Origin of the sequence: Providencia sp. wls1943 (assembly GCF_009706275.1) — a bacterium.
Taxonomy (GTDB): domain Bacteria; phylum Pseudomonadota; class Gammaproteobacteria; order Enterobacterales; family Enterobacteriaceae; genus Providencia; species Providencia zhijiangensis.
Genome location: NZ_WLTU01000007.1, coordinates 123,725 through 150,709, shown reverse-complemented (window position 1 = coordinate 150,709; position 26,985 = coordinate 123,725). Strand labels below are relative to the sequence as shown.

General features: G+C 42.4%; 18 protein-coding genes. 6 read left to right on the top strand and 12 right to left on the bottom strand.

Annotation, left to right across the window (positions count from 1 at the left end):
* Window positions 1–121 precede the first annotated feature (121 nt).
* The 4 genes from GKR48_RS02785 to GKR48_RS02770 all read right to left on the bottom strand — a co-directional run bounded on the left by GKR48_RS02785 (window position 122) and on the right by GKR48_RS02770 (window position 5,953).
* Entirely contained in the window at window positions 122–1,249 is a 1,128-nt protein-coding gene (locus GKR48_RS02785) for an ABC transporter permease (protein ID WP_272520997.1), read from the bottom strand.
* 2 nt (window positions 1,250–1,251) lie between these two features.
* Window positions 1,252–4,008 (bottom strand): ribosome-associated ATPase/putative transporter RbbA, encoded by a 2,757-nt coding sequence (gene rbbA, locus GKR48_RS02780; protein WP_154626836.1) that lies wholly within the window; start codon window positions 4,006–4,008, stop codon window positions 1,252–1,254.
* Entirely contained in the window at window positions 4,005–5,075 is a 1,071-nt protein-coding gene (locus GKR48_RS02775; RefSeq protein ID WP_154626834.1) for an HlyD family secretion protein, read from the bottom strand. Before GKR48_RS02775 ends, rbbA begins: the two co-directional genes overlap by 4 nt.
* A gap of 401 nt (window positions 5,076–5,476) precedes the next feature.
* Window positions 5,477–5,953, bottom strand: coding sequence for a GNAT family N-acetyltransferase (locus GKR48_RS02770; RefSeq protein ID WP_132495902.1), 477 nt, complete (start codon window positions 5,951–5,953; stop codon window positions 5,477–5,479).
* Window positions 5,954–6,381: 428 nt separating this feature from the next.
* Here GKR48_RS02770 and GKR48_RS02765 point away from each other — a divergent pair, with 428 nt between their 5' ends.
* On the top strand, window positions 6,382–8,127 hold the full coding sequence (locus tag GKR48_RS02765; RefSeq protein WP_154626832.1) for an ABC-F family ATP-binding cassette domain-containing protein: 1,746 nt from the start codon (window positions 6,382–6,384) through the stop codon (window positions 8,125–8,127).
* Window positions 8,128–8,318: 191 nt separating this feature from the next.
* Here GKR48_RS02765 and GKR48_RS02760 read toward each other — a convergent pair whose 3' ends face one another.
* The 5 genes from GKR48_RS02760 to GKR48_RS02740 all read right to left on the bottom strand — a co-directional run bounded on the left by GKR48_RS02760 (window position 8,319) and on the right by GKR48_RS02740 (window position 13,933).
* Entirely contained in the window at window positions 8,319–8,537 is a 219-nt protein-coding gene (locus GKR48_RS02760) for a DEAD/DEAH box helicase (protein WP_154626830.1), read from the bottom strand.
* 1 nt (window position 8,538) lies between these two features.
* Window positions 8,539–9,042, bottom strand: coding sequence for a PadR family transcriptional regulator (locus tag GKR48_RS02755; protein ID WP_272521002.1), 504 nt, complete (start codon window positions 9,040–9,042; stop codon window positions 8,539–8,541).
* 306 nt (window positions 9,043–9,348) lie between these two features.
* Window positions 9,349–10,497, bottom strand: coding sequence for a tyrosine transporter TyrP (gene tyrP / locus GKR48_RS02750; protein WP_272521034.1), 1,149 nt, complete (start codon window positions 10,495–10,497; stop codon window positions 9,349–9,351).
* An 82-nt stretch (window positions 10,498–10,579) separates the two neighbouring features.
* Window positions 10,580–12,520 (bottom strand): pyridoxal phosphate-dependent decarboxylase family protein, encoded by a 1,941-nt coding sequence (locus GKR48_RS02745; RefSeq protein ID WP_154626824.1) that lies wholly within the window; start codon window positions 12,518–12,520, stop codon window positions 10,580–10,582.
* A 402-nt stretch (window positions 12,521–12,922) separates the two neighbouring features.
* Window positions 12,923–13,933 (bottom strand): NAD(P)H-quinone oxidoreductase, encoded by a 1,011-nt coding sequence (locus GKR48_RS02740; RefSeq protein WP_195848217.1) that lies wholly within the window; start codon window positions 13,931–13,933, stop codon window positions 12,923–12,925.
* A gap of 342 nt (window positions 13,934–14,275) precedes the next feature.
* Here GKR48_RS02740 and GKR48_RS02735 point away from each other — a divergent pair, with 342 nt between their 5' ends.
* Window positions 14,276–15,031, top strand: a complete 756-nt coding sequence (locus GKR48_RS02735) for an FNR family transcription factor (protein WP_006659880.1) — start codon at window positions 14,276–14,278, stop codon at window positions 15,029–15,031.
* 126 nt (window positions 15,032–15,157) lie between these two features.
* Window positions 15,158–16,102 carry a universal stress protein UspE gene (gene uspE / locus GKR48_RS02730; protein WP_132495897.1) on the top strand — a complete coding sequence of 315 codons (945 nt, stop codon included), beginning with the start codon at window positions 15,158–15,160 and terminating at the stop codon, window positions 16,100–16,102.
* A gap of 187 nt (window positions 16,103–16,289) precedes the next feature.
* Here the strand turns inward: uspE and pntB are convergent, their stop codons facing one another.
* Entirely contained in the window at window positions 16,290–17,678 is a 1,389-nt protein-coding gene (gene pntB, locus GKR48_RS02725; protein ID WP_036948336.1) for a Re/Si-specific NAD(P)(+) transhydrogenase subunit beta, read from the bottom strand.
* A 13-nt stretch (window positions 17,679–17,691) separates the two neighbouring features.
* Window positions 17,692–19,221 (bottom strand): Re/Si-specific NAD(P)(+) transhydrogenase subunit alpha, encoded by a 1,530-nt coding sequence (gene pntA / locus GKR48_RS02720; protein WP_154626822.1) that lies wholly within the window; start codon window positions 19,219–19,221, stop codon window positions 17,692–17,694.
* A 388-nt stretch (window positions 19,222–19,609) separates the two neighbouring features.
* On the opposite strand from pntA, the gene ydgH reads away from it, so the two are divergent.
* The 3 genes from ydgH to GKR48_RS02705 all read left to right on the top strand — a co-directional run bounded on the left by ydgH (window position 19,610) and on the right by GKR48_RS02705 (window position 22,666).
* A complete protein-coding gene (gene ydgH, locus GKR48_RS02715; RefSeq protein ID WP_036948148.1) occupies window positions 19,610–20,560 on the top strand; it encodes a DUF1471 family protein YdgH in 951 nt (316 codons plus the stop codon).
* Between the two features lie 319 nt (window positions 20,561–20,879).
* Window positions 20,880–22,271, top strand: a complete 1,392-nt coding sequence (locus GKR48_RS02710) for an amino acid permease (RefSeq protein WP_154626820.1) — start codon at window positions 20,880–20,882, stop codon at window positions 22,269–22,271.
* 155 nt (window positions 22,272–22,426) lie between these two features.
* Window positions 22,427–22,666: a hypothetical protein gene (locus GKR48_RS02705; protein ID WP_154626817.1), complete on the top strand. Its 240-nt coding sequence runs from the start codon at window positions 22,427–22,429 to the stop codon at window positions 22,664–22,666.
* A gap of 235 nt (window positions 22,667–22,901) precedes the next feature.
* Here the strand turns inward: GKR48_RS02705 and hrpA are convergent, their stop codons facing one another.
* Entirely contained in the window at window positions 22,902–26,801 is a 3,900-nt protein-coding gene (gene hrpA, locus GKR48_RS02700) for an ATP-dependent RNA helicase HrpA (protein WP_154626814.1), read from the bottom strand.
* Window positions 26,802–26,985 lie beyond the last annotated feature (184 nt).

Below are 26,985 nucleotides of genomic sequence, written 5' to 3'. Positions count from 1 at the left end.
ATTAAAAATTGATAGGCATAGCATTTTATAGGTGCAACATTAGAACGCTTGCCGATAAAATCCGCAAGCGTTTTGTGAAAAATAACGCGATGTGATTTGATACGATCTAATGCAATAAAAACTATGCCATCGTAGCGATGGTTTTGCGAAAGCGCATTAATGCGAAGCTGAAAAATACGCTACCAATGACCACTAAAATAACAAACTGTGGCCATACAATTTGGAATCCTGCACCACGATATAAAATAGCTTGTGCCAGGCTAACAAAGTGTGTTGTCGGCATGGTTAGCATGATGTCTTGCACCAATTGCGGCATGCTTTCACGGGCAGTCATCCCCCCTGAGAGCATGTTTAATGGTAATAACACTAAGATCATCAATAGCCCAAATTGAGGCATTGAGCGCGCAATCGTCCCCATAAAAATACCAATCGATGTGGTGGCAAACAGGCTGAGTGCAACCCCACACATAAACAGTAGAATCGACCCTTCAATCGGTACTTGCAGCAAGGTTTTCACCACCAGCAATAGTGAGACTGCCGAGGCAATCAGTACCACTAATCCCATCGACCAAATCTTTGACATCATGATTTCAAAAGGCGTTAACGGCATCACCATTAAGTGCTCGACGGTACCATGCTCACGTTCCCGTATCAGCGCTGCACCAGTTAGAACAATCGATAACATTGTAATGTTGTTAATGATAGCCATCACCGAACCAAACCAAGACTGCGTTAAGTTTGGGTTGAACCGCATACGCACTTCCAGATCGACGGGTAAACGCCCTTGGCTACGGTATTTCGCCAGAAATTCGTTCACTTCTCCTAAGGTAATATTTTGGATATAGCTATTACCCAAAAAGGCCTGACTCATGCGTGTTGCATCGATATTAACTTGCAATTGAGGGTGACGCCCTGCAAGTACATCCCGTTGAAAGTTAGGGGGAATATCAATTGCAAATGTATAAGCGCCTCTGTCCAGTAAGCCATCTATTTCATTCGGCACAATATCCGCTGGCGGCAAGAAATACGGTTCATAGAAACTATTAATAATACGATTTGAAAGCTGGGATTTATCCTGATCAGCAATGGCTATCGGGGCATTATGCAGCGAGCCCGGCGTCACTGTTGCAGAGGAATAAATCGAGACAGTGAACGCAAACACAATCAGCGCCAGCATTGCCTTATCACGCCCTAAGCTTCGTAACTCTTTCACGCCCAAGTTAAAAATATTCTGTATTTTACGGAACACCCCTATGCCTCCTGCTTTTTCAGGAAATAAACACTCAAGCCAATCACAATCGGGATCGTGATGGCTAGCGGGATAAATGAGGCTTGTAAATCAAAGAAATTAAGCCCTTTAGAGAAGGTTCCCCGTGTAATGGTCAAAAAGTGGGATGTTGGGTAAATTTGCCCTACCCAGCGACCAATCCCTTCCAAGGAAGAAACAGGGTCAATCATGCCGGAAAATTGAGTTGCGGGGATCAAGGTAATAATTGAGGTTCCGAAAATGGCTGCAATTTGGCTTTTCATAAAGCAGGAAATCAGCAGCCCCATTCCGGTTGCAATGGTGATATATAAAAATGCAGCTAAGCTCAACGACAAGAAACTGCCTTTAAATTCCACACCAAAAACATAGACAGATAAAATGCAAAGTAAAACAAAGTTGAACATCCCTAAAACAATATAAGGCAGTTGTTTACCGAGCAGGAATTCTAATTTGGTGATCGGGGTGACATAAAGGTTAATAATTGAGCCCAACTCTTTTTCACGCACTACACTGAGCGCGCTGAGCATCGCAGGGATCATCATTAATAATAGAGGAATAACGGCGGGAACAATCGCCGGTAAGCTACGAACATCCGGGTTATAACGATAGCGTGTTTCGATATCAATAGCCGGAATTCCTGCAACACCTGCTGGCTGACGCGCCGCCATCGTGCTTAACCATGCTAAATGCATCGCTTGCACATATCCACGCACTGTTTCTGCTCGGTTTGGCATCGCGCCGTCTATCCACACCCCCAGTTTAACGTTATTGCCCTTGGCTATATCACGGGCAAAATTAGGCGGAATTTCTATGGCTACGGTTATTTTCCCACTACGCATCCCTGATTCGAGCTGCTCATAATCCCGCAATGGAGGCTGTTCAATAAAGTAGCGAGAACCCGCCAAATTCAGCGTATAACCTTGGCTTAAGCCGGTTTGATCTCGGTCGAGTACAGCAAAACGTAGATTTTCCACGTCCATGCTGATCCCATATCCCATGATGAACATCAAAATCACCGTTCCTAATAACGCCAATGTGGAACGCACGGGATCGCGCCGTAACTCCATCCCTTCACGAATGCTATAACTAAATAAGCGTCGTAAACTGAAGCGTTTTTTGAGTGCTTCCGCCGCTTGCTCTTTCAGTTTTGCATCCACATGAAATTCAGGGGCAGTCTCTTTGCCTGTATCTTTATCGCCAACCGCATCCTGTAAGTAGGCAATAAACGTGGCTTCTAAAGTGTCTAACCCGCGCTTTTTAATCAGGTTTTCTGGCGTATCGCAATCCAGTACTTTGCCCGCATGCATCAATGAGATACGGTCGCAGCGTTCCGCTTCATTCATAAAGTGGGTGGAGATAAAAATAGTGACGCCGTCACGTCTTGAAAGGTCGACCATTAAGTTCCAGAACATATCCCGCGCGACGGGATCAACCCCGGAAGTTGGTTCATCAAGGATCAGCATTTCCGGCTGGTGGATAACCGCCACAGCCAAAGAGAGGCGTTGGCGTATCCCTAGCGGCAGGTCATCAGGGAGTGTTTCTCGCACATCGTCCAAGTCAAAACGCTGGCACATTTCATCAATGCGCTGGTTAATTTTATCTTCGGGAATGTGGAATAGCTTGGCGTGTAATTCAAGGTTTTGCTGAACACTTAATTCGCTGTACAGAGAGAACGCTTGGGACATATACCCGACGCGCTTGCGGGTTTCAATGTCTTTTGGGTCAATCTCTTGCCCAAACAGCCACGCTTGCCCTTCGCTGGCTTGTAATAAGCCTGTTAACATTTTCATGGTGGTGGATTTACCGCACCCATTGGAACCTAAAAAGCCAAAAATCTCCCCCTTCGGAATTTTAAAGTTCACATGATCCACCGCCACAAAATTACCGAAACGCATGGTTAAGTCCTGAGCTTCGATAGCGATAACATCATCATCTCGTGTATCTCGAGGCGGGATTACCACTTTTTGGTGACCAGCGCGTTTTTCTTCAGGTAACAACGCGATAAAAGCAGCTTCAAGGTCATCACAACCCGTTTGGGCTTTTAATTCAGAAGCATGCCCAGTAGCCATCACCTTGCCGTCATCCATAGCCACCAACCAATCAAAACGCTCCGCTTCTTCCATATAGGCCGTGGCCACCAGCACGCTCATATTGGTTTGGCGTTCTCGAATACGGTCAATAAGATCCCAAAACTGCGCTCGAGATAAGGGATCAACCCCCGTTGTCGGTTCATCAAGAATCAATAAATCTGGGTCATGAATTAGCGCACAACATAACCCTAGCTTTTGCTTCATCCCGCCCGATAACTTCCCTGCAGGTCGGTCTTTAAAGGGGGCAAGCCCCGTACTTTCAAGAAGATCCTGAATGCGATACGCACGCTCTTCGTTGGATTGCCCAAATAATCTGCCGAAAAAATCCACGTTCTCGTACACGGAAAGCGTATGGTAAAGGTTTTTCCCTAATCCTTGAGGCATATAGGCAATTTTGGGGCAGACATTGCGACGATGGTCGCTGTTATGCATATCGCCATTGAGTACATTGACTTGCCCCTGCTGGATCACACGGGCGCCTGCAATCAGTGACATTAAGCTTGATTTGCCCACGCCATCGGGGCCAATCAACCCCACCATTTTTCGAGCAGGAATTGCGAGAGTGATGTCATCCAACGCACAGTTATCACCGTAATGTTGGCTGACATGCTGTAAATCAACAATCACATCATCCATCAATTTATCGGTCATTCTGGTAATCTCACCTCAAGATCGGTTGGCCATGCGGCTTGTGCATCTAAACGAACGTACGCTTTTCCAGGTAAACCTGTTTTGACATATTCAAGGTGTTTTTCCAGTAATTCATGGGAAATACGCGCACGAACACGGAACATTAATTTCAAACGTTCATTTTGAGTTTCCACTGTTTTAGGCGTAAATTGTGCAACACTAGCAACGAATGAGGTTTTGGCTGGGATCACAATATTCGGGGCGGCATCGAGAATAATATGAACTTCGCTTCCAAGAGCAACCTTACCAGCTTGTTCTGTTGGCAAGAAAAAGGTCATATACACATCACTTAAATCAACCATATTCAGCACGCGCCCACCCGCACCTAGAACTTCACCGGGCTCTGCAACTCGATATTGAATACGGCCATTACGTGGTGCTTTTAGAATACTGTCTTCTAAATCAGCCGTAATGCGTCTTTCTGTGGCCGTTGCAGCTTCTACGCGGTTTTTCGCTTGGACAATCCCCGCTTGTGCAGAGTCAATGGCAGCGGTGGATGCAGCAACTTGGGCCTTTGAAGCTTCAAGTGCAGCCTTCGAGCCTTGCATTTGTGCTGTATCATCATCCACTTGCTGTTGAGAGACCGCTTTAGTTTTAACCAAAACACGAGAACGATTTAACCGTTTTTGCGCGGCATCTAACTCAGCTTCACGTTGACGGACTACGGCTTGAGCCGCCAGCTTTTCACTTTTGCGCTGTACTAACCCTGATTCTGCCGTGGCAACCGCACTAATGGCTTGGCGTAACTGAGCTTGTACTTCATGAAGTTGTTCCTGTAAGGCGCGGGTATCCATACGGGCGAGTTCTTGCCCTTGTTGGACAAAATCCCCTTCTTTGACAAGGATGGTATCGATTCGTCCCGCTGTTTTAGTCGCAATATCTATCTCAGTGGCTTCAATTCTGCCATTACTTTGTGCGAACCCTTCAGGAAGACTACTCGAATTTTGGCTCCAGTAATAATATCCGGCCGCCATAATTGCCAGAATCAAAATAAGATAAAACGATACTTTGCGCTTATTTATTTTCATACCATCCCTTCTCTATTCATTGAATAAATTAGTGAACCACAGTTGTTTTTGGTCGTTAATTAAATTAATTAGTCACATTACAAAACTGTTTTCTCTTGAAATAAATATCATCTACATTTTATTTTTTTATTATTTTTATAACAGACAAAGTCTATATAACAGCCATTTCATGAGGCTATCTTATTATTTATTATAACTTTATCAGAATTTAGCTTAGGTTAAGTCGCTATATATCACAAAAAAGTCATCCACTCGAAAAAAGGGATTATTTCAAGTGTAGATAGGAATATAAAAAAGTAACAATAAAGCCAGCAACGTTATTTGCAGGCTTTGGTTTGGTAATGAAAATATTATTTAAGCGTTAATGTTTTTCTAGCAGTTAATATCGCTTTGCTAGCAAATTAATTGGCAAACTTCGCAATTGTTTCAGCATCCATACGATATCGTACCCATTCGTCTTGTGGTTGTGCTCCGATGCTTTGGTAAAAATCAATGGCTGGCTGATTCCAATCTAATACGCTCCACTCTAAGCGCTGGCACTGACGTTCAAAAGCCAATTTGGCAATGTGCTTGAGGAGTTTTTTCCCTGCCCCCGCCCCACGGCACTCGGGTGAAACGTACAAATCTTCTAAATAAATCCCATTATTGCCTAACCATGTTGAATAACTGGTAAAAAATACGGCATAACCCGCCGGTTTACCGTCAACGTAACACAGTAACGCTTCGGTTTTGGAATCTGGTGCGAACAATGAGTTTTCAATATCAGCAACACTGGCTTTTACTTCATGACGCGCTTTTTCATAGACGGCTAACTCAATAATCATCTCTAAAATCAACGGGGCATCTTCACGGGTTGCCGTTCTAATTTGTATATCCATTATTATCTCTCTTGTTGTTTGAGGCTCAATTTTAACCATCGATGGCGCTAAACCCTAACACTCAGCAGTTTTATTCATCAACGCAACGCCATTATAAGAATGATTTATAACCAATGATTCATAGCAATAATCCACAACAACAGATAAACAAAATGAATGGCTGCTATTGCTCTAAAATCCTTCTCTTTGCTATCATCCCCGCATTGTTCAACCGAAATATTGACAATAAAAAAGGAGGCTAATCTTATGCTGTTGTGTGATCTTATTGAATACTCACACTTCTTTGGTAATCGCCAGAGCTCAGGCTTTCACAGTGTTACACTGCGATAACCCTGCCTGAGCAAAGCAGCTAAAGAGTCTTTTCTCAGCTTACTGGGTTGTCGTATCGACGATACCCGGCGTTTTTACGCCTAGAATTTGAGTAAGCTATGAGCACATTATTATCTGTAAAATCATTAAACTACGATACATCCACCACCTCATTACTGTCTGATATCAGCTTCACTTTACTGCAAGGTGACCGTATTGGTCTGATTGGCCACAATGGTAGCGGCAAAAGTACCTTATTAAAGCTGTTAACTTCCCAGTTATCACCAAATAGCGGGCAAATTACCTATGCTAATCATTGTGTTACGGCATATATCGAGCAGCATCTTCCTGCGGAAGTCGCCCCGTTAACCTTGATAAATGCGCTACTGCAAAAACTGCCTACACAAGAACATCTTTCCGAACGTTGGCGAGCAGAAGTGCTATTAACGGAATTGGGATTTGCACCTCATCAGTGGGAGCAATCAGCAAATGCCATTAGTGGGGGTCAGCATACGCGTTTACTGTTAGGACGCGCGTTAATCAGCCAGCCTGATTTATTGTTGTTAGATGAACCGAGTAACCATCTGGATTTACCTACCCTTATTTGGTTAGGGAATTTCCTTCAAAGCTGGAAAGGTAGCTTTGTGTTGGTTTCTCATGACCAATCCTTGTTGGATAAGGTGACAAACAGTACGTGGATTTTACGAGATAAAACTCTGCATTTTTATCGGCTTCCATGCAGCCAAGCACGCCAAGCATTAGCAGAAACCGACCGCGCCGATGAGCATCGCTTTAACGCCGAGCAAAAGGAAATTGACCGTATTGCTTCAAGTGCCAAGCGGTTAGCCATTTGGGGTAAAGTTTATGATAATGAAGGGCTTGCCCGAAAAGCGAAGCAGATGGAAAAGCAAATAGATCGTTTAAAAGAGGATCAAACAGACCTCACTGAAGGCTATCAATGGCAATTGTTGCTGAACGGCAAAGCGATTCCTGCCGATCGAGTGCTTGAGTTGGATAATACTCAAGTCACCACGCCGGACGGACAATTTCTGTTTTCAATCCCCTTTTCGCAAGTGAAAAGCGGTGACCGAATTGCCATTATGGGCGCCAATGGTTGCGGAAAATCCACGTTATTGCGTTTGATTTGGCAGCAATACCTCGCGGATTTGCGTTATGAAACTCAGTTAAAGTTTCATCCAACGATTTCAGTGGGTTATTACGATCAGCAGTTAGAACAATTGAATGATCACGATAGTTTAATCGATGCATTGCGGCATTTTGCCCCTCTCACCGATGAACAACGAAAAATGGCGCTGATCAGTGCAGGTTTTGTCTATTCTCGCCATCAGCAAAAAGTGGCAACGTTAAGTGGTGGCGAACGCGCGCGTTTGTTATTTATTGGGCTCAGTTTGGCGCAATACGCGTTAATTTTGCTGGATGAACCAACAAACCACCTTGACCTTGAAGGTAAGGAAGCATTGAGTGAGCAAATATCCCAATTCGAAGGGGCGCTATTGGTGGTTAGCCATGATAAATGGTTAATTGAGAATAGTTGCCAGCGTTATTGGTATATTCACAATAATCGCTTGGAGAAGTATCTGAGTCTTGAGGAAATTTACCTAAAGATAGAGAGCCAATCAGCCTTATCAGAGGACGAATTAGAAAAGAATCAGACCCGTTTGATTTCTGAAAATATACCCGAGGCCATTGCTCATTCTCATGAAGATGACCTTCTTGAACAACTGTTGGAATTGGAGGAAAAGTTGGCAGCCGATAAACAACGTAAAGTTGCACATCAGAAGCCTTTACTTCAGCAGCAGTGGATTGAGGAAATGAAGCGAATTCAAACTATGCTCGAGATCTAAAATAATAAAGCCCCTAGCTGCCAACGCGCACTAGGGGCTTTTTCATTACTTCAATGACAAAATAATACCGTGACAAAATAATTATTAATAAAGTAACGCAAATTTTTATCGGTGAAATGGAGACCAATCACCCTATTTACTCTCATTTTATGAATAACTGTTTTGCCACTCTGTGTTACATGAAACTCAACTTAATATTTCTGTTTTTTTGCTCGCTTAAAGTATGACATCGGCACACTTGGGCAAACTACCTCTTTAAATTTCATCTTACTCTTCGGCGCAGAATCTGCCGGTTTTTCTTTTGGCTCAATTTGCTTATTTTCTTCCGGCTGCATCACTTGTTCTGGCTGCATGGTTTCTTTCATATGAATTTGCTCTTTAACTTGGATAATATGACGGGTTTTTGCCATGTTATTTTCCTTCTACTACGTTCTCTTCTGAAATTAATAGCGCCGCATTCACTTGTTCAATGCGCTTCACAGCTTGATTGATAATGTTGACCACTTGGGCGGATTCTTGTTTCGATAACTGTTGTAAAACAATTTTGTGTCTGAGTAATGACTTGAATTTATCAACCGCTAACTCAATTTCATTGGCAAATTGATTTCCGGCTTTCAGTTCTTGTGCATAATTTAGCTTCATTTTCACTTCAGCAAGAATTTCTGCCTTTAATAGTAAAAAACAGCGACCTTCCGGCGTAATGGCAAAGCATTTACGCCCTTTGCCTGTTTCTTTACTGGTTGAAATAAAACCCACCTCTTCCAACAATGTCAGTGTCGGATAAATCACGCCAGGGCTTGGACAATAAAATCCAGCCGTTCCTTCACTAATTTTTTTTATCAGTTCATAACCATAATTCGCACCATCTACGAGTAAATGCAAAATATAAATACGCAGTTGTTTTGGATTAAACATGCGCCGAACACTTTTACCCTCGCATAGACATGTATCGAGGGTTTTTGGATTGTCCATTTGATCTCTCAGTGAATGTGCAAAAATTAAAAACCGATATATCTAATATCATAATCGGTTTTCTGAATAATGCCAGAATTAGATATATCTGTTTTTATCATTACGTGCTAATGATAACCATTATCATTATGATAACGAAAAAATTGGCGTCTTCGCGTACAAAAAGTGTTTTTAGTGAGCTTCGTAAATGAAAAAAGCCAGTTCTGCGAGAGAACTGGCTTTCTAAATCAAAACAATAACTCGTTAGTGTTAGCCAATATCAGGCAGAACTTTGAAAACAATACCGAGCTGGATACCAATAACCGCAATACCACACAGGAATACAATCAATAATGCAGGCTTGCCACCGAGTACTTGATACTTACGAGGGTTAACATCTCGTGATTTCAGAGCCATCGCACTTGGCAGTAATAACGCTAAGATAGACAGCGCTATTGCCGCATAGCCTAATGCCATCACGAAGCCTTTCGGATAAAACAAGGCAAAAACCAGCGGTGGTAAAAAGGTAATTAACCCCGTTTGAATACGCCCTGAAGCGTTATCCTGGCGCTTAAACAAGTCTGCTAAGAAGTCAAACAAGCCTAACGCAACCCCAAGGAATGATGTGGCTAATGCTAAGCTCATAAACATTTGAGCGACGAGTTCAGTTTTACCTGACTGCGCAACTGCTTTAATGGCTTCAAGCAATCCATTTAACCCTGAGTTTTCAGCTAAAATCCCCACAAAGGTACTTGTACCAATGCTGCCCAGCGTAGCGATTTGCCATAAAATATAGGCAACTAACGGAATCGCACTTCCTAAGATAAAGATAATTCGCAGTTTTTTGACATCACCGCCCATATATTTCACGACACTTGGTACACTTCCGTGGAAACCAAATGATGTAAAGAAGACAGGGATAGCTGCGAGGATCAGGATTTTTTCTGTTGGTGAAGAGAGCAAGTTCACTTGTTCAACATGCGGGAACATCATCGCAAGAATGATCACTAAAAACACAATCTTGGCAGTAAATAAGATGCGGTTAATAAAATCGACGGACGAGGTACCAAAGCAAACCACCCCACCACCGATAATGGTAAAGATGACAATCCCCATCCAATCTGCCATTTCAATGGCAAAACTGCCTTTCAGGTTTGAAGTAATAATTTGCCCTGCGCCTGTCACATACGCGGCGGTTAAGGCATACATTAAAAACATCATACTGAAACCAGTAATGAACTTCCCTCCAGAGCCTAAATAGCGCTGAGCAACACTACCTATCCCCGTTTCATGAGATTCATGTTGGTAAACCTCAACCAACAATAATGCGGTGTAGCACATTAGCGCCCACAACCCAAACAACATCACTAAACTCACTGAAAACCCGTTACTTCCCGCTGCAATTGGCATCGCCAACATTCCAGCGCCGATCGTAGTACCTGCAACAATAAAAACACTACCAAGTGTGCGATTTTTCATATTGAGATCCTAACAAAATTAATTAAACACTAACTTTTTGAATGGAATGATTACGTTTATTTTCTTCATCAATGAGCTGTTGTAGTTTGTCTTCAAAGATGTTTCTTAATTCATTCCAGTAGCTTTCGAAGTGCTGTTTATCACGCAGGCAATGGGTCATAATTGCGGCCCTTAATACATAAATTGAGTGGACTTTATGCCATTCCTCTTCCTTGAAATTCGCCTCTAGACACAGATTCTGAGGATTATCACCGTATTCTTCATGGGTTAGTGATGTAGACGAGGTTAAAAAGTCATTTGCATAAGTACGTCCTGCCGCATAAGAGCAAAGTTCATACAAACGTTTATTTAACTGGTTTTGCTTCTCTAATGAGGTATTGCCCGTCTCCCTGAACATAAAGTTGATCATGTGGAAATCCGGTGCAGGCATCGCCGCCAACGTAAACTCACGCCCATCAATGGTAAACGGCTCGCTGGCATTGATTTTCTCAATCATCCAATTAGCAGTTGTAACCCCTGCTGCGATGACTTTGCCATACCCCAATAAGTTCAGCGGAACTAACCGATGTGCAGCCCATACTGCCGCTGCCGTCGCACCTGCTTTTGAGCCTTCCATAATCGATGAACCCAGTAATACATTCTGTTGTTTATCGGTTTTACGGCTACTTTCTTTCACTTCTTCAAACACATAGGCTGCATGATAGGAAATCAAATCGACAATGCGTTTGTCCTTCATGCAAATCGCCCCAGCTGCATAAGGGATAAAACCGACTTTATGCGGATCGACTGTAATGGAATCAGCTTGGTTTAAAGCGCGGAAGCTTTGATAAACATCGAGCTTTGGCCAAACGATATCTGACGGGAAAACACCTTCGTTATGGTAACGTTCAATAAGTGCATCATATTCAAGGAATTGATTGTTTTCATCACGGAACATCGCACAGGCATAACCTGCATACGCAGCATCAATATGCACATAGAATGAAACGCCAAAGCGTTGTTCACATTCTTCGCGTAATTTGATGACTTCAGCGACGTTATCAATAGCACCTGTTTCAGTGGTCCCGACAACAGCCACCACTGCAAGAATAGGCTCGCCCTTTTCAATCAGTGAGAAAACAATGTCACGCATTTGCGAAACATCCGTGCGATAACGTTTATCCACGGGAAGTTGAACAATATTTTGCTGCCCTAACCCTAAGATATCCATCGCTTTCATCCACGAATAATGCTTGGATTGCGGCACTAATAATTTACCGAGTTTACCTTGTTCAACACCAGTTCCTCGGCAAGTCAGATTACGGATCTCTTCAAACAATCCTTGCTTTTTCAACTCATCAATCAGATCCAGTACATCACTAGTTCGCATATTCAGTAATGCGGTCTCTGAAATATCCGTTAAAAGTTGTTTGGCTTGAGGATGGGATGCCATGGCTAAAGGTAAGGTTTTAATGTTTCTCGCGACCCATAACCCTTCATAGTTAGCCACTGTGCCACCAGAGGTAATGTGCCCCCAAGATTTTTGTACGTCATATCCAAACATACCGCATAAATCTAACCCCGCTTCGATTTCTAATACCGTCGTCGTTGGCGAAGATTCTTGTGCGCAGTTATTTGGGTTGTACATCATTGCCATGACATACGCGAGATTGGAGATCATCAGCGTATCCGCGTTCATATGCCCCATGTAACGCGGTGAAAACCAAGGCACTGACGTAGTTTTCAATTTCGAGGAAAGCTGATTAAGGATACCTTCAGTGCGATATAACGTATCCCGATATTCCGGTGCATATCTATCGACGGTAGTAATTAAATCGGGATCTTCGGGATGATAACCAGAACGCCAATGCATATGCTCAGTCACTGCGTATTCCATCATTTCTCTAAAAAATACCGCATTTTCAGATTTAGGTCCGAGGAACAATGCATCGACGTTCATGTTTTTATTTTTAAAATTATTCATTATCACTACACCTTCAAACTACAGCTGGCTGGCACCAGCTGCATTAAGTTACTCAACTTATTATCATTGGAAAGTGCAATAACGGGGGGATGTCTGTGTCGAATGACAACTTGTTAATGATATGACTAGACTTATATCCTTAACCTATATTCAGTAGTAGACAAGCCGTTAATGAGCCAACTTGCCTATAGATATAATTCATCTTCATTAAAACATTAACAAACTCATCTTAATTTTGTTCGGATTTGTGGACAGACACAAAAATTCAAAAATTAATTATCTGTAAAGAGATATTTACGCTTAAAAGACTTGATAATGTAAATTATTTGTTATAAATAAAAAATAATAACATACGTAATTATTATCTAATAATATAAACATTAAAAAATAGTTAATTCGTAGCTAACTGTTTACTAAAATAATTTTACCAATCAAATCCCCTGATTCCATATGGTGATGTGCGCTTTCCACCTGACATAATGTGTATATTTTGTTAATAATCGGCTTTATCTTACCGCTCTGTAGCATTCCCCAAACTTGCTGATGCAGCTCTTTAGCGATTTGCGCTTTCTCTTCATTACTTCGAGAGCGCATTGTTGATCCTGTATGAATTAAACGTTTTACCATCAATGGCATCATGTTCAGCTGAGTTGGGTTTCCTTTCATCATGCCAATTTGGATGATCCGTCCAAATTTTGCGGCTACCACGTAATTTTTGCTGACATAATCACCGCCAATAATATCAACGACCATATTCACACCATGATGATTTGTATATTCCTGAGTGACTTTCACAAAATCGTCTGTTCGGTAATTAATCACACAATCCGCACCGAGTGATTTCGCTGCTATCGCTTTATCTTCTGAGCCAACCGTCGTTATCACCTTGGCACCAAATGCTTTTGCGAGCTGGATAGCAGTACTACCAATACCCGAGGTACCCCCATGAATAAGTACCGTTTCCCCTTGTTTCAACTGCCCAATCTGGAACATATTCGCCCAAACAGTAAAAAAGTTCTCTGGGATAGCCGCCCCTTCTTCAAAGGATAAATTTCCTAATGGCAAAGCGATATCTTGGTGCACTAGGCAGTACTCGGCGTAACCACCACCTGCCACAAGCGCACAAATACGGTCACCTATCGTCCATTGCGCCACATCATCGGCTTTAGCAACAACGGTACCCGATACCTCAAGTCCCATGATTGGCGATGCATCTGGCGGTGGTGGGTATGATCCTTTACGTTGAAAAATATCAGGGCGGTTAACACCTGCCGCTTCTACTTTAACGATTAAATGGCCAGGAAGGAGTTTAGGGAGCGGAATCTCTATTAGCTGCAGTTCATCCGAAACACTTGGATCAATAATGTCGACAGCTGTCATTAATGGGGGCAACGACATCAAATTGTTACTCATTATGACCTCTTCTTATAGGTTAATAGGAAAAAATGATATTTTTCTGTTTATTCTTGTGTTAATTTAATGCTAATAAACTATGTAAAATAAAACATGTTTTTACTATGTTTTTTATCCCTCTTTTTATATATTAAATTTATGTATTTAATATAGTTCAAATTATTCAATTGCTAATATCCTGTAAATTAGCATGATCTGCTGAATCTATTAGATTAGTAAATTTAGCATTCTTTGCTTTTTTATTTAATAACTCGTTTCTGTCTTATATAGCCCTTACCTGTTCAATTATCTTATGCTAAAATTGACTCATATCAATAATTTTAACCTGATTGAGCATTTAATATGATCCCAGAAAAAAGAGTTGTTCGTCGCATCCAGTCTGGTGGTTGTGCTATTCATTGCCAGGATTGCAGTATTAGTCAGTTGTGCATTCCTTTTACACTGAATGAACACGAACTGGATCAACTCGATAATATTATCGAACGTAAAAAACCTATTCAAAAAGGCCAAGCTTTATTTAAAGCAGGCGATGAATTACGTTCTTTATACGCTATTCGCTCTGGCACAATTAAAAGCTACACGATTACTGAAGAAGGCGATGAGCAAATCACAGGTTTCCACTTAGCGGGCGACCTCGTTGGTTTTGATGCCATTATTCATACACAGCACCCAAGTTTTGCTCAAGCGCTAGAAACTTCAATGGTTTGTGAAATTCCATTTGAAACGCTGGACGATTTATCTGGCAAAATGCCTAACCTGCGCCAACAAATTATGCGCCTGATGAGCGGTGAAATTAAAGGGGACCAAGAAATGATCCTCTTATTATCTAAGAAAAATGCGGAAGAGCGTTTAGCTGCATTTATTCTTAATCTATCTCATCGTTTTGCTGAGCGTGGCTTCTCACCAAGAGAATTCAGACTCACCATGACTCGTGGTGATATTGGTAATTACCTTGGCTTAACCGTTGAGACAATTAGCCGTCTGTTAGGTCGCTTCCAAAAAAGCGGTATGCTCAGCGTTAAAGGTAAATATATTACCATCGACGATATGGCAAAACTAACTGATATCGCTGGTAAAGTATCCCCCGTTTCTTGCTAATATTCCTATAAACGGGTCACAAACTTTGTGATCCGTTGTTACTTTTTAATCACATTTCTTGCGTATTTATCCCCAATAACATAGTTTAGAGTGATGGAACTATCCGTTTATTGAGAGGATGTCAGCATGGCTAACTATAAAAATCTTTTAGTTGCAATCGACCCAAATCAGGATGATCAACCGGCATTAAGGCGTGCAGTTTATATCGTACAGCGTAATGGCGGACGGATAAAAGCCTTCCTGCCTATCTATGACCTATCTTATGACATGACTACCCTGCTTTCTCCTGAGGAACGCAATGCAATGCGCAAAGGAGTGATCAGCCAAAAAGCCGCGTGGATCAAGCAACAAGCCCATTTTTATTTAGAAGCGGGTATTGAGATAGAAATTAAAGTCATTTGGCACAACAAGCCTTATGAAGCCATCATTCAGGAAGTAATTAGCGGTCAACATGACCTACTACTGAAAATGGCACACCAAACTGACAACTTAGAATCCATCATTTTTACCCCATTAGACTGGCATTTATTAAGAAAATGCCCATGTCCTGTTTGGATGGTAAAAGATAAAGTTTGGCCAGATCACGGCTCAGTGGTGGTTGCGGTGAATCTTTCTAATGAAGAATCTTACCATGATGACCTAAATATCAAGTTGGTTGAGAAAACCCAAGATCTCGCTCGAAGGATCATTAAAGAGCAGGAAATTCATTTAGTCAGCGCTTACCCCATTGCGCCAATGAACATTGCCATTGAACTTCCTGATTTTGACCCAAGCTTGTATAACAATGCCCTACGCGGCCAGCATCTGATAGCCATGAAAAGCCTACGGCAAAAGTTTGCAATTGATGAGAAATACACCCATGTTCGTGAAGGGCTACCTGAAAAAATCATTCCTGACATGTGTGAGGAACTACATGCGGGTGTCGTGGTACTCGGCATATTAGGTCGTACTGGGCTTTCTGCTGCGTTCTTAGGAAATACGGCGGAACATGTTATTGATAAGCTAAAATGCGATTTATTAGCGATTAAACCTGATGGCTTTGTATGCCCTATTAGTGCCGCGGATGATTAATTAAATTGGCGATAACTATCAAGTTTAGAAGCTCATAAATGGGTATATTTGTGAGCTTTTTACCATTATCTTCTTAGTGATCATTCACAATTACTCATAATTCAATTAATAATAAAAAAGAAAATATTCAGATATAAAAACGCCCTGAATTCAGGGCGTTTTATTTTATATCGTCAATGATAAGTAATTACAGCGCTTTTAAAATTGCATCCACGCTGGCTTTCGCATCACCAAATAACATTTGAGTGTTTTCTTTAAAGAACAGTGGGTTTTGTACTCCTGCATACCCTGTATTCATTGAGCGTTTAAACACAACGACATTATTCGCTTTCCAAACTTCTAACACAGGCATACCCGCAATTGGACTGTTTGGATCTTCTTGCGCCGCTGGATTCACGGTATCATTCGCACCGATAACCAGCACCGTATCTGTTTCGGCGAAATCATCATTGATTTCATCCATTTCTAATACGATGTCATAAGGAACTTTCGCTTCTGCTAACAGTACGTTCATGTGCCCCGGTAAGCGCCCTGCAACTGGGTGAATACCGAAGCGAACATTGATGCCACGCTCACGCAGTTTTGCCGTAATATCATGCACCGGATACTGCGCTTGAGCCACCGCCAAACCATAGCCTGGAGTGATGATCACTGAGGTTGAGTTTTTCAACATTTCAGCGACTTCTTCTGCTGTGGTTTCGCGGTATTCGCCCATCTCTTCTTCAGAGCCAGTTGATGAACCATCAGTACCAAACCCGCCAGCAATAACACTGATAAACGAACGGTTCATCGCTTTACACATAATATAAGAAAGGATAGCACCCGATGAACCAACTAAAGCCCCTGTTACGATCAGTAAGTCATTACTGAGCATAAAACCTGCCGCTGCCGCTGCCCATCCTGAATATGAGTTCAGCATGGAAACCACCACTGGCATATCTGCACCGCCGATAGAGGCAACTAAATGCCAACCGAAGGCTAATGCAATCGCAGTCATGATTAGCATCACGAAAACTTGCAGGCCAACGCTGTCAGTTTTAACGAAAATAACCAGCAAAATAAATGAAACGACTAAGGCCGCAAGGTTTAATTTATGGCGATTTGGTAACATCATCGGCTTAGATGACATTTTTCCTGACAGTTTGCCATAAGCCACAATTGAGCCTGTAAACGTGACCGCACCGATAAAAATACCCAAGAAAACTTCCGTTAAATGAATATTTTCCATCACGCTGCTGGCGTGACCTTCACTTGCAATAAAGCTGTTGAAGCCCACAAGTACCGCAGCTAAACCCACAAAACTGTGCAAAATAGCAACCAGCTCAGGCATTTCGGTCATTTCAACTTTTTTGGCTAAACGAATACCAATCACGGCACCGATCACCATTGCCACAATCATCCAACCCACATTGGCGCTATGAGGCCCCAAAATGGTGGCAATCAGGGCAATCCCCATACCGATAATGCCGTATGTGTTCCCGCGTTGAGAACTTTCATGGCGAGATAGCCCCGCGAGGCTGAAAATAAATAGGATAGCAGCAACGATGTAGGCTGCTGTCACAACTCCACTTGACAACATAAGTTACCCCTTATCCCTTACGAAACATTTTTAACATGCGTTGAGTTACTGTGAACCCACCGAAAATATTGATGCTTGCGATCAAGATCGCAATAAAGGATAAGAAACTTACCCAGCCACCACTGCCAATTTGCAGCAATGCACCAACAACAATAATCCCTGAGATGGCGTTAGTGACCGACATCAACGGGGTATGCAGCGCATGGGTGACGTTCCACACCACGTAGTATCCCACCACACAAGCCAGCGCAAAGACGGTAAAGTGCGATAAAAACTCAGCTGGAGCTGAGTTGGCGAACCATCCAAACAGGATGATAGCCAGTGCCATCAGTGCCATCTTGGTTACCGGTGACATTTTTTTCTCTGGCGCTTTCACCTTTTCAACGGCTTTCGGCTTCGCTTGTGGCTGAGCTGAAACTTGAATTGGCGGTGCTGGCCAAGTAATTTCACCTTGCTTGATAACAGTAACGCCGCGAATGACTAAATCATCAAAATCAATCGTGATTTCGCCATCTTTTTCTTTGCACAACAGCTTCATCAAGTTAACAAGGTTGGTCCCATATAGCTGAGACGATTGCGTTGGTAAACGGCTTGGTAAATCGGTGTAACCAATGATTTTGACACCATTCTCAGTGACAACTAATTTATCCGCTTGAGTCAACTCGCAGTTACCACCCGTTTGTGCGGCAAGGTCAACCACCACACTGCCCGGCTTCATTGATTCAACCATCTCTTTGGTGATCAATTTCGGTGCTGGTTTACCCGGAATAAGCGCTGTCGTTACAATAATATCCACGTCTTTTGCTTGCGCAGCAAATAGCGCCATTTCTGCCTTAATAAAGGCTTCAGACATCACTTTCGCGTAACCATCACCGCTACCTGCATCCTCTTTAAAATCCAATTCGAGGAACTCGGCACCCATACTTTGAACTTGCTCTTTCACTTCTGGGCGGGTATCAAATGCTCGAACAATCGCGCCTAAGCTACCTGCCGCACCGATCGCAGCCAGGCCCGCCACACCCGCACCGATGATCATCACTTTTGCTGGCGGTACTTTACCTGCAGCAGTAATTTGACCGGTGAAGAATCGCCCAAATTCATGAGCGGCTTCCACAATCGCGCGGTAACCGGCGATATTTGCCATTGAACTTAATGCATCGAGTGATTGTGCCCGAGAAATACGCGGCACTGCATCCATGGCCATTACGTTGATATTACGGGCTTTTAGTGCCTCCATTAACTCAGGATTCTGCGCCGGCCAAATAAAGCTGACTAAAGTCGCCCCTTCTTTTAATAAAGGTATTTCGTCCGACAATGGTGCATTCACTTTAAACACAATATCTGCAGAAAATGCGCTCTCACGGTCGACAATTTCTGCACCAGCTTGCTCATAAGCTGCATCATCAAAACTTGCTAAATGTCCCGCATTTTGCTCGACACACACCGAAAAACCCAATTTTAACAATTGGGTAATTGTTGATGGTGTCGCGGCAACACGCGCTTCATTGGCAAGTCGTTCTCTTGGTATACCAATTCGCATAATATTCCCTTTTCAAAGCTCGAAGTAATCTATGTTGTAGGTTATTCGCCAAAAAAATGACTGCCTTATCAAAAGGAAAAGTCCTATTTTGTCGTTGAACAGCTGTAAAATGTCCTAATAACCTACTGAAATTAGCCTTATTGATCCATAATTGATCACGATTCTAAGACAGTAAATGGAATTCACCGTGGAAATCTTAGTTTTAGGTCAATAAAATACTGGATACTTTAAAAAAACTGGTAAATTTGACTAGTCAATCATTATTTGTGTCTTATTAAAATAAAATAGTGCGACAACATGGGCAGTTACGTGTAATAATCACCGCCATGTGTTACCACTATTTATTCAGCATGTTTATAATAAATTGCGCAAGGCGGAAGGATTTTGTATGAAGCTGAAAACTACGGTCATCGCAGCCGCGGTGCTATCATTAACTAGTATAACCGCTACACAGGCGGCTGTTGAATTAACGCCAAAACAGGCTACTGAATTACAACCTTATGAGCGTATAACCGTCACTGGGCGTTTTAATGCTATCTATGAAGCATCCGATGCAGTTTCCCGTAGGGCTGATAAGATGGGGGCTTATGCCTTTTACATTCAAAGCCTTGATGATATAGGTGACAGTGGCAACATGCGTGTTGTTGCTGATGTGTACGCAAAAGATGCATCAAAACGTGAAGAATCTGCTCGCCGAGTTTTCGGTGGCGTTGAAGAAATGTCTAAAGCGGACGCAAAAGTGTATCAGCCTTTTGATGCTGTCACAGTAAGTGGTTTCTACCCATCTGAACCTGACTTATACGAAGCAATTGCGAAAAAAGCCAAAGAAAAAGATGCAGCCTCATTTTATGTGGTTCGTAACGTAGCCATGAATGACGGTGGTAATACTTTAGCAACCGCATATATCTATAAGAAAGATGCACCTAAGCGCCAAATTCAAAAAGAAGAAGCGGTTGTTCCTGCTGATTCAGAAGCGGGTCGTGCGCTGTTAGCGCAAGGTGGTGAAGCTGCTGATAAAGTTCTGATCCCGGGCGTTGCAAGTTCTGAAGAACCAACCGAAGCTGTTGGCCGTTTCTTCGAAACTTCCTCAAGTCAACCAGGTCGTACTAGCGTGACATTACCAAGTGGCTATGTTATTGAAGAAGTGAACAAAACAGCCGCAGCCATGATGGTTCCATTTGATTCTATTACCTTCTCCGGTTATTACACCAATACCCCAGAAGTTCGTTATCAAATCGCCAAGCGTGCAGAAGCTAAAGGTGCAAAATACTACCATATCACTCGTGAATGGCAGTCGAATGGTGGCAGCGTCACCATCAGTGCAGACCTGTTCAAATAATTAGATAGCTCTGTTTTGTTATGAAAGCCAGCTTAAATATCAAGCTGGCTTTTTTTGTTTGCGCTGCCATACTTTTTTATAACCTCGAGTGAGCAGTTTATAAAATGTGTGCCTATTTGCCATAAACAACGAAAGTGAATAAAACATCTTGTTCTGTGCATATTTTCCCATTGCATCTGTCGCATTTCATTCGTAGAATCCACACTCTAATTTAGCAGGCGATCCAACTGGATTTAAAAGCTGTGACAGTGAATCCATTTATAGCATTGCTATCTTAACGTGATTTTAACTTTTGATTGCACAACAACCAGGATATACATTGAAAAATACATTAAGCCTTACTGCACTCACCGCGCTAGTTCTTAGCTCAATGGTTGGTGCTGGTGTATTTAGCCTTCCGCAGAATATGGCTGAAGTGGCAAGCCCATTAGCATTAATTATCGGCTGGTCCATCACGGGCGTCGGGATCTTATTTCTTGCATTCTCTCTTTTATTCCTTTCCAGAATTCGTCCTGATCTGGATGGTGGAATATTTACTTATGCAAAAGTAGGATTCGGTGAGTTTATTGGTTTTTGCTCTGCATGGGGCTATTGGTTGTGTGCTGTTGTCGCCAACGTTTCTTATTTAGTCATTGTTTTTGCTGCGATCAGCTTCTTTACTGACACGCCGGATAACATTGTGTTTGGCGATGGAAATACTTGGCAAGCTCTAATCGGTGAATCTATCTTACTGTGGGTTGTGCATTATTTAGTTCTTCGCGGTGTGCAAACGGCTGCGGGGATCAACAAGCTCGCCACGATGGCTAAATTAGTCCCTCTTGGGTTATTTATCGTACTCGCATTCTTTGCCTTCAAGCTCGATATTTTTGATGCCGATTTTAGCGGCATTGACCTTGGTATTCCCGTTTGGGAGCAAGTTAAAGACACCATGCTGATTACTTTGTGGGTCTTTATTGGTATTGAAGGTGCTGTCGTCGTCTCCGCTCGCGCGAAAAACCGCCGAGATGTCGGTCTAGCCACTATTTTTGCGGTAAGCTCCGCATTAATTATCTACATTCTTGTCACGCTTTTATCACTTGGGATCATGCCTAGAGCCGATCTGGCTGAGATTAAAAACCCGTCGATGGCAACATTAATGGTTTCTTTAATTGGCTCTAGTGGTGACATCATTATTGCAGCTGGTTTGATTATCTCTGTTTGTGGTGCCTATTTGAGCTGGACAATTATGGCGGCTGAAGTTCCGTATATTGCCGCACAATACCAATCATTTCCTAAAATTTTCAATAAATTAAATAAGAATGATGCGCCATCTTCTTCGTTATGGTTCACCAATGGTGCAGTTCAATTATCTTTAGTGCTGATTTGGTTAAGTGGCAGTAATTACAATACCCTGCTGACTATCGCTTCAGAGATGATTTTGGTTCCTTACTTTTTAGTCGGTGCCTTCTTAGTAAAAGTTGCTTATCAACGCCATAGCAAAGCCCTGCTCGCGGTTGGTTTTGTTGCCGCTGTCTATGGATTATGGCTATTGTACGCGTCAGGATTGATTAACTTGATGCTCTCTGTGGTACTTTATGCACCAGGGATCATTATTTTTCTGTATGCTCGTTCACAACAAACAGCAAAAGCGCCATTGAAGTTAATTGAGAAAATTTTAGCATTTGGGATTGCGATAGCCTCAGTACCAGCTTTATATTCCCTGTTAGCGTAATCCACTCTTTATTAATGAGCTAAATTTAACCCATTGAATTTAGCTCGTTTTTTATTATCTTTATTTCCCCCTGCTCAACCCCCACGTTTTTTACAATTTTCATTCTTTTTTGTGATGTAGTTTTTGAATGACTATTCACCAATAAGGAAACTCAAATGCACGTAACCTCACTGCGTACAGTCACATTTGCTGATCTCCCTGCTTTCATTCAATTATCGTCAGAAACGGCACATTCAATGGCACAAAATATAGCCACTGTAACCCAATCATTCCCTACTCAGCCACCAAGTCCCTTTCAGCAAAAATTACCTCAAATTAAAGCGCAAGATCGTATCGAAGGCTCTCAATTTAAATTAGCAACTCAGCAGCAAATAGAACAAGCTATTGAGCGATAAATCCCAAACAGCGCTAGCTTGCTAAATATATTGCGGACAACTCAGTTGCTAATGCAGAAATAGTACAAACTCATTAGTATGTTGTAACTAAAAAAGAGTTAAATATAAGTAGTAAAGCTTACCCGCAATCAATCTCACAAAAAAAATACGCGAGTGGTACAGTTGCCACATCGCGCATTAATTATCTTATTAGCCAATAAATTATCATCAGCCTAACACTATCATTAACCCCAAACTACAGTTGCTGCGTTAAACTTTCCATGGTTTGAATTATCCGTTTATCCGAAATCGGATATGGTGTCCCGAGTTGTTGAGCAAACAAACTCACTCGCAACTCTTCAATCATCCAGCGAACTTCCTGTACTTCTGGTAACTGCTTTTGCAGTGGCGTTAGTTTACTCACCCACTGCTGCCACATGGTTTGAACGTGTTCAACTTTGCTCATCTGAGCGCGGTCACGATTTGGATCGATGGCTAACTTTTCTAATCGGCGTTCAATACCGTTTAAGTAGCGCAAAATATCCGGTAATCGCTTCCAGCCCTGCTCTGTCACAAAACCTTTAAATACCAACCCAGACATTTGCGCTTTGAGATCAGACAATGCGAGCGCCATCGAAAAATCAACGCGACCTTTCAATCGTTTATTGATAGCAAACACCGCCGTTAAGATCTGTTCAACTTGCTTAGCGATATTCACAACCACATCATTCAATTCTGCTCTCGCGTACTCTTTTAATGATTCGAATTGCTCTTCTGTCCACACCGCACCGCCATAGGTTGCAATCAGCTGATCAATACCGCACGCGATACAATCATCAATAAGCTCAAGCACCTTACCATAAGGGTTAAAATAGAGCCCCAATTTGGATTTATTCGGTAGCTTTTCATGCAAGTATTTGATAGGCGAAGGAATATTTAACAGTAATAATCGACGAATTCCGCCCCACATTGCTTGCTGTTGCTCGAATTCAGTTTCAAAAACACGGATCCCTACACTGTTCTTTTCATCCACTAATGCAGGATAAGCTTTAACTGAATATCCTCCGCGTTTTTGTTCATAACGTTGTGGTAACTCGCCGAAACTCCAAATATGCAAGCCACTTTGTTCAATTCCATCATCCACAACTTCAGACAGTGTTTCTTGCACTTTTTCCTTAAGGCTATCTTTTAAGGCATCCAGATCTTGCCCTTCCGCGATGGTTTTATTTTTGTCATTCACCACTCGATAGGTCATTTTTAAATGCACTGGAAGTTGGTCTAATTGCCAAGCCTCTCGCTCTACCGTTACTCCCGTCATTCGACGCAGTTCACGTTCTAGCTTATCTAATACACTACCTTCAGGAGTTGGAACTCGCTCCAAAAATGCAGAAGCATAATTTGGCACAGGCACAAAGTTCCGACGAATAGGTTTAGGCAATGATTTGATTAATGCAACGATTAATTCGTGGCGTAAACCCGGTACTTGCCAGTCAAAGCCCACATTTTGTACCTGATTCAAAATGGCTAATGGGATATGAACGGTGACGCCATCAGCGTCAGTGCCGGGTTCAAACTGGTAGCTTAAACGGAATTTGAGATCGCCTTGGTACCAATAATTCGGGTAATCAAGCGCCGAGACATTCCCTGCATCTTCTTTGATCAGCATGTTTTTTTCAAAACTGAGCAAATCAGGTTGCTGTTTTGATGCGGTTTTCCACCATTTATCAAAATGGCGAGAGGAAATCACATCATTCGGGATACGCTGGTCATAAAACGCAAATAACGTTTCATCATCCACTAAAATGTCACGACGGCGTGATTTGTGTTCCAAATCTTCCACTTCTGATAACAGTTTTAGGTTAGCTCGAAAGAAAGCGTGACGGGTATTCCAGTCGCCTTCCACCAGCGCATGACGGATAAATAATTCACGACATAATAATGGATCAATCGAACCATAATTAACTTGGCGTGAAGCAACAATCGGCAACCCATATAAAGTTACTTTTTCCGATGCTGTCACAGCACCTTCTGATTTTGACCAATGGGGCTCGCTATAGTGGTGTTTTACCAAATGTTCAGCTAGCGGTTCAATCCATTCAGGATCAATGGAAGCCGCAATCCGACCCCACAACTTTGATGTTTCAACCAGTTCAGCGACCATTGCCCACTTCGGTGGTTTTTTGAATAAACCTGAGCCTGGGAATATAGTAAATCGTGCATTCCTCGCTCCCGTAAACTCGTGTTTTTCAGCATCTTTCTGGCCGATATGCGAGAGCAATCCTGCCAATAGCGAGACATGAATACTGCGAAAATCTGCCGGTGCACTGTTGATTGCAAACCCTTGCTCTTTCACGACTTGGCGTAACTGAGTGTAGAGATCTTGCCACTCGCGAATTCGCAAATAGTTAAGGAAATCCTGACGACACATTTTTCTAAATTGTGCGTTAGATAATTCCTCTTGCTGTTGCTTTAAATAGTCCCACAGATTTAAAAATGCCAGAAAATCCGATTGCTTATCATGGAAACGTCGATGTTTTTCATCAGAAGCTTGCTGCTTATCCAGCGGTCTTTCTCGGGGGTCTTGAATCGATAATGCCGAAACGATCACCATTGTTTCGCGTACCGCGCCATACTTTCTGGCTTCAATCACCATTCGCGCTAAACGCGGGTCAACGGGTAATTGTGCTAACTGGCGTCCGATATCGGTTAATCGATAACCTTTATCTGCATCTTTATGAGGTTGGATCCCACCAAGCTCTTCCAGTAATTTGACACCATCTTGAATATTGCGCTTATCCGGTGCTTCAACGAATGGAAATGCCGCGATATCCCCAAGCCCGATTGAGGTCATCTGTAAAATGACCGACGCCAAGTTGGTTCTCAGGATTTCAGGATCGGTAAACTCCGGTCGAGATAAGAAATCTTCTTCAGAATACAAGCGGATACAGATACCGTCCGAAACACGACCACAGCGCCCTTTACGCTGATTAGCAGAGGCTTGCGAAATCGCTTCCACAGGTAAGCGTTGTACCTTGGTGCGATAACTATAACGGCTGATACGCGCATAACCCGTATCAATCACATACTTGATCCCCGGAACCGTCAGCGAAGTTTCTGCTACGTTAGTGGCAAGGATAATTCGGCGGCCACCATGAGGATGGAAAATTCGGTTTTGCTCACTGTTAGATAACCGAGCAAATAGCGGTAGGACTTCCGTATGACGCAGTTGTAGCTTGGATAGCGCATCGGCGGTATCACGAATTTCACGCTCACCACTCATAAAAATCAGAATATCGCCGGCACTTTCGCGTCCTAACTCATTAACCGCATCGATGATACCGTCAATTTGGTCGCGTTCACTGTCATTATCATCCCCCATAATTGGGCGATAACGCACTTCAACCGGGTATGTCCGCCCTGAAACTTCAACAATTGGCGCATGACCAAAGTGTCGAGAGAATCGTTCTGGATCAATCGTCGCTGATGTAATAATGACTTTTAAATCAGGTCGCTTAGGCAATAATTGCCGTAAATACCCTAAAATAAAATCAATATTTAAACTGCGTTCATGGGCTTCATCGATAATGATTGTGTCGTATTGCAGCAGCAATTTATCATTTTGCAATTCTGCCAGCAAAATACCATCCGTCATTAATTTAACTTGGGTGGTATCACTCACTTGGTCACTAAAGCGAACTTTATAACCGACATTGGTTCCTAATTCGCACTCTAATTCTTGTGCAAGGCGTGAAGCTACTGAGCGAGCCGCTAATCGCCTTGGCTGAGTATGACCAATAAAGCCCTTCACGCCACGGCCAAGCTCTAAGCAAATCTTAGGGATCTGCGTGGTTTTACCTGATCCCGTTTCACCCGCGATGATCACTACTTGATGCTGATTAATCGCATCAAAAATAGCTTGTTTCCTTTGGCTAACGGGTAAGTTTTCAGGGTAAACAATTTTCGGCATATTCAGGCGTTTTTTCTCAACCTTCTGTTTTGCCTTTTCAATATCCCCTTTGATGACATCGATAACTGCCATACGGGATTTTTGATCTTGTATTTTTGCAATACCGTGAAGGCGCTTCTTCAATTGCCACTGATCACGCAGTGATGTTTGTTCAATGTCAGCATGTAATGCTGATAGAATGGGATCCATTCTTAAATCCTTATTTTTCAATTCATTATAACGCCACTCATCAACCTATAATCATGTGGTGGCTAAAGATAATATTTAGGTTTGTTTTATGATTTTAGTTATCTCATACAAATACCATCAGTTTTTTTGAAGTATGGCTTCTAAATTTCTTCCTATTAATCTGCCATATACCGAGTATCATCAT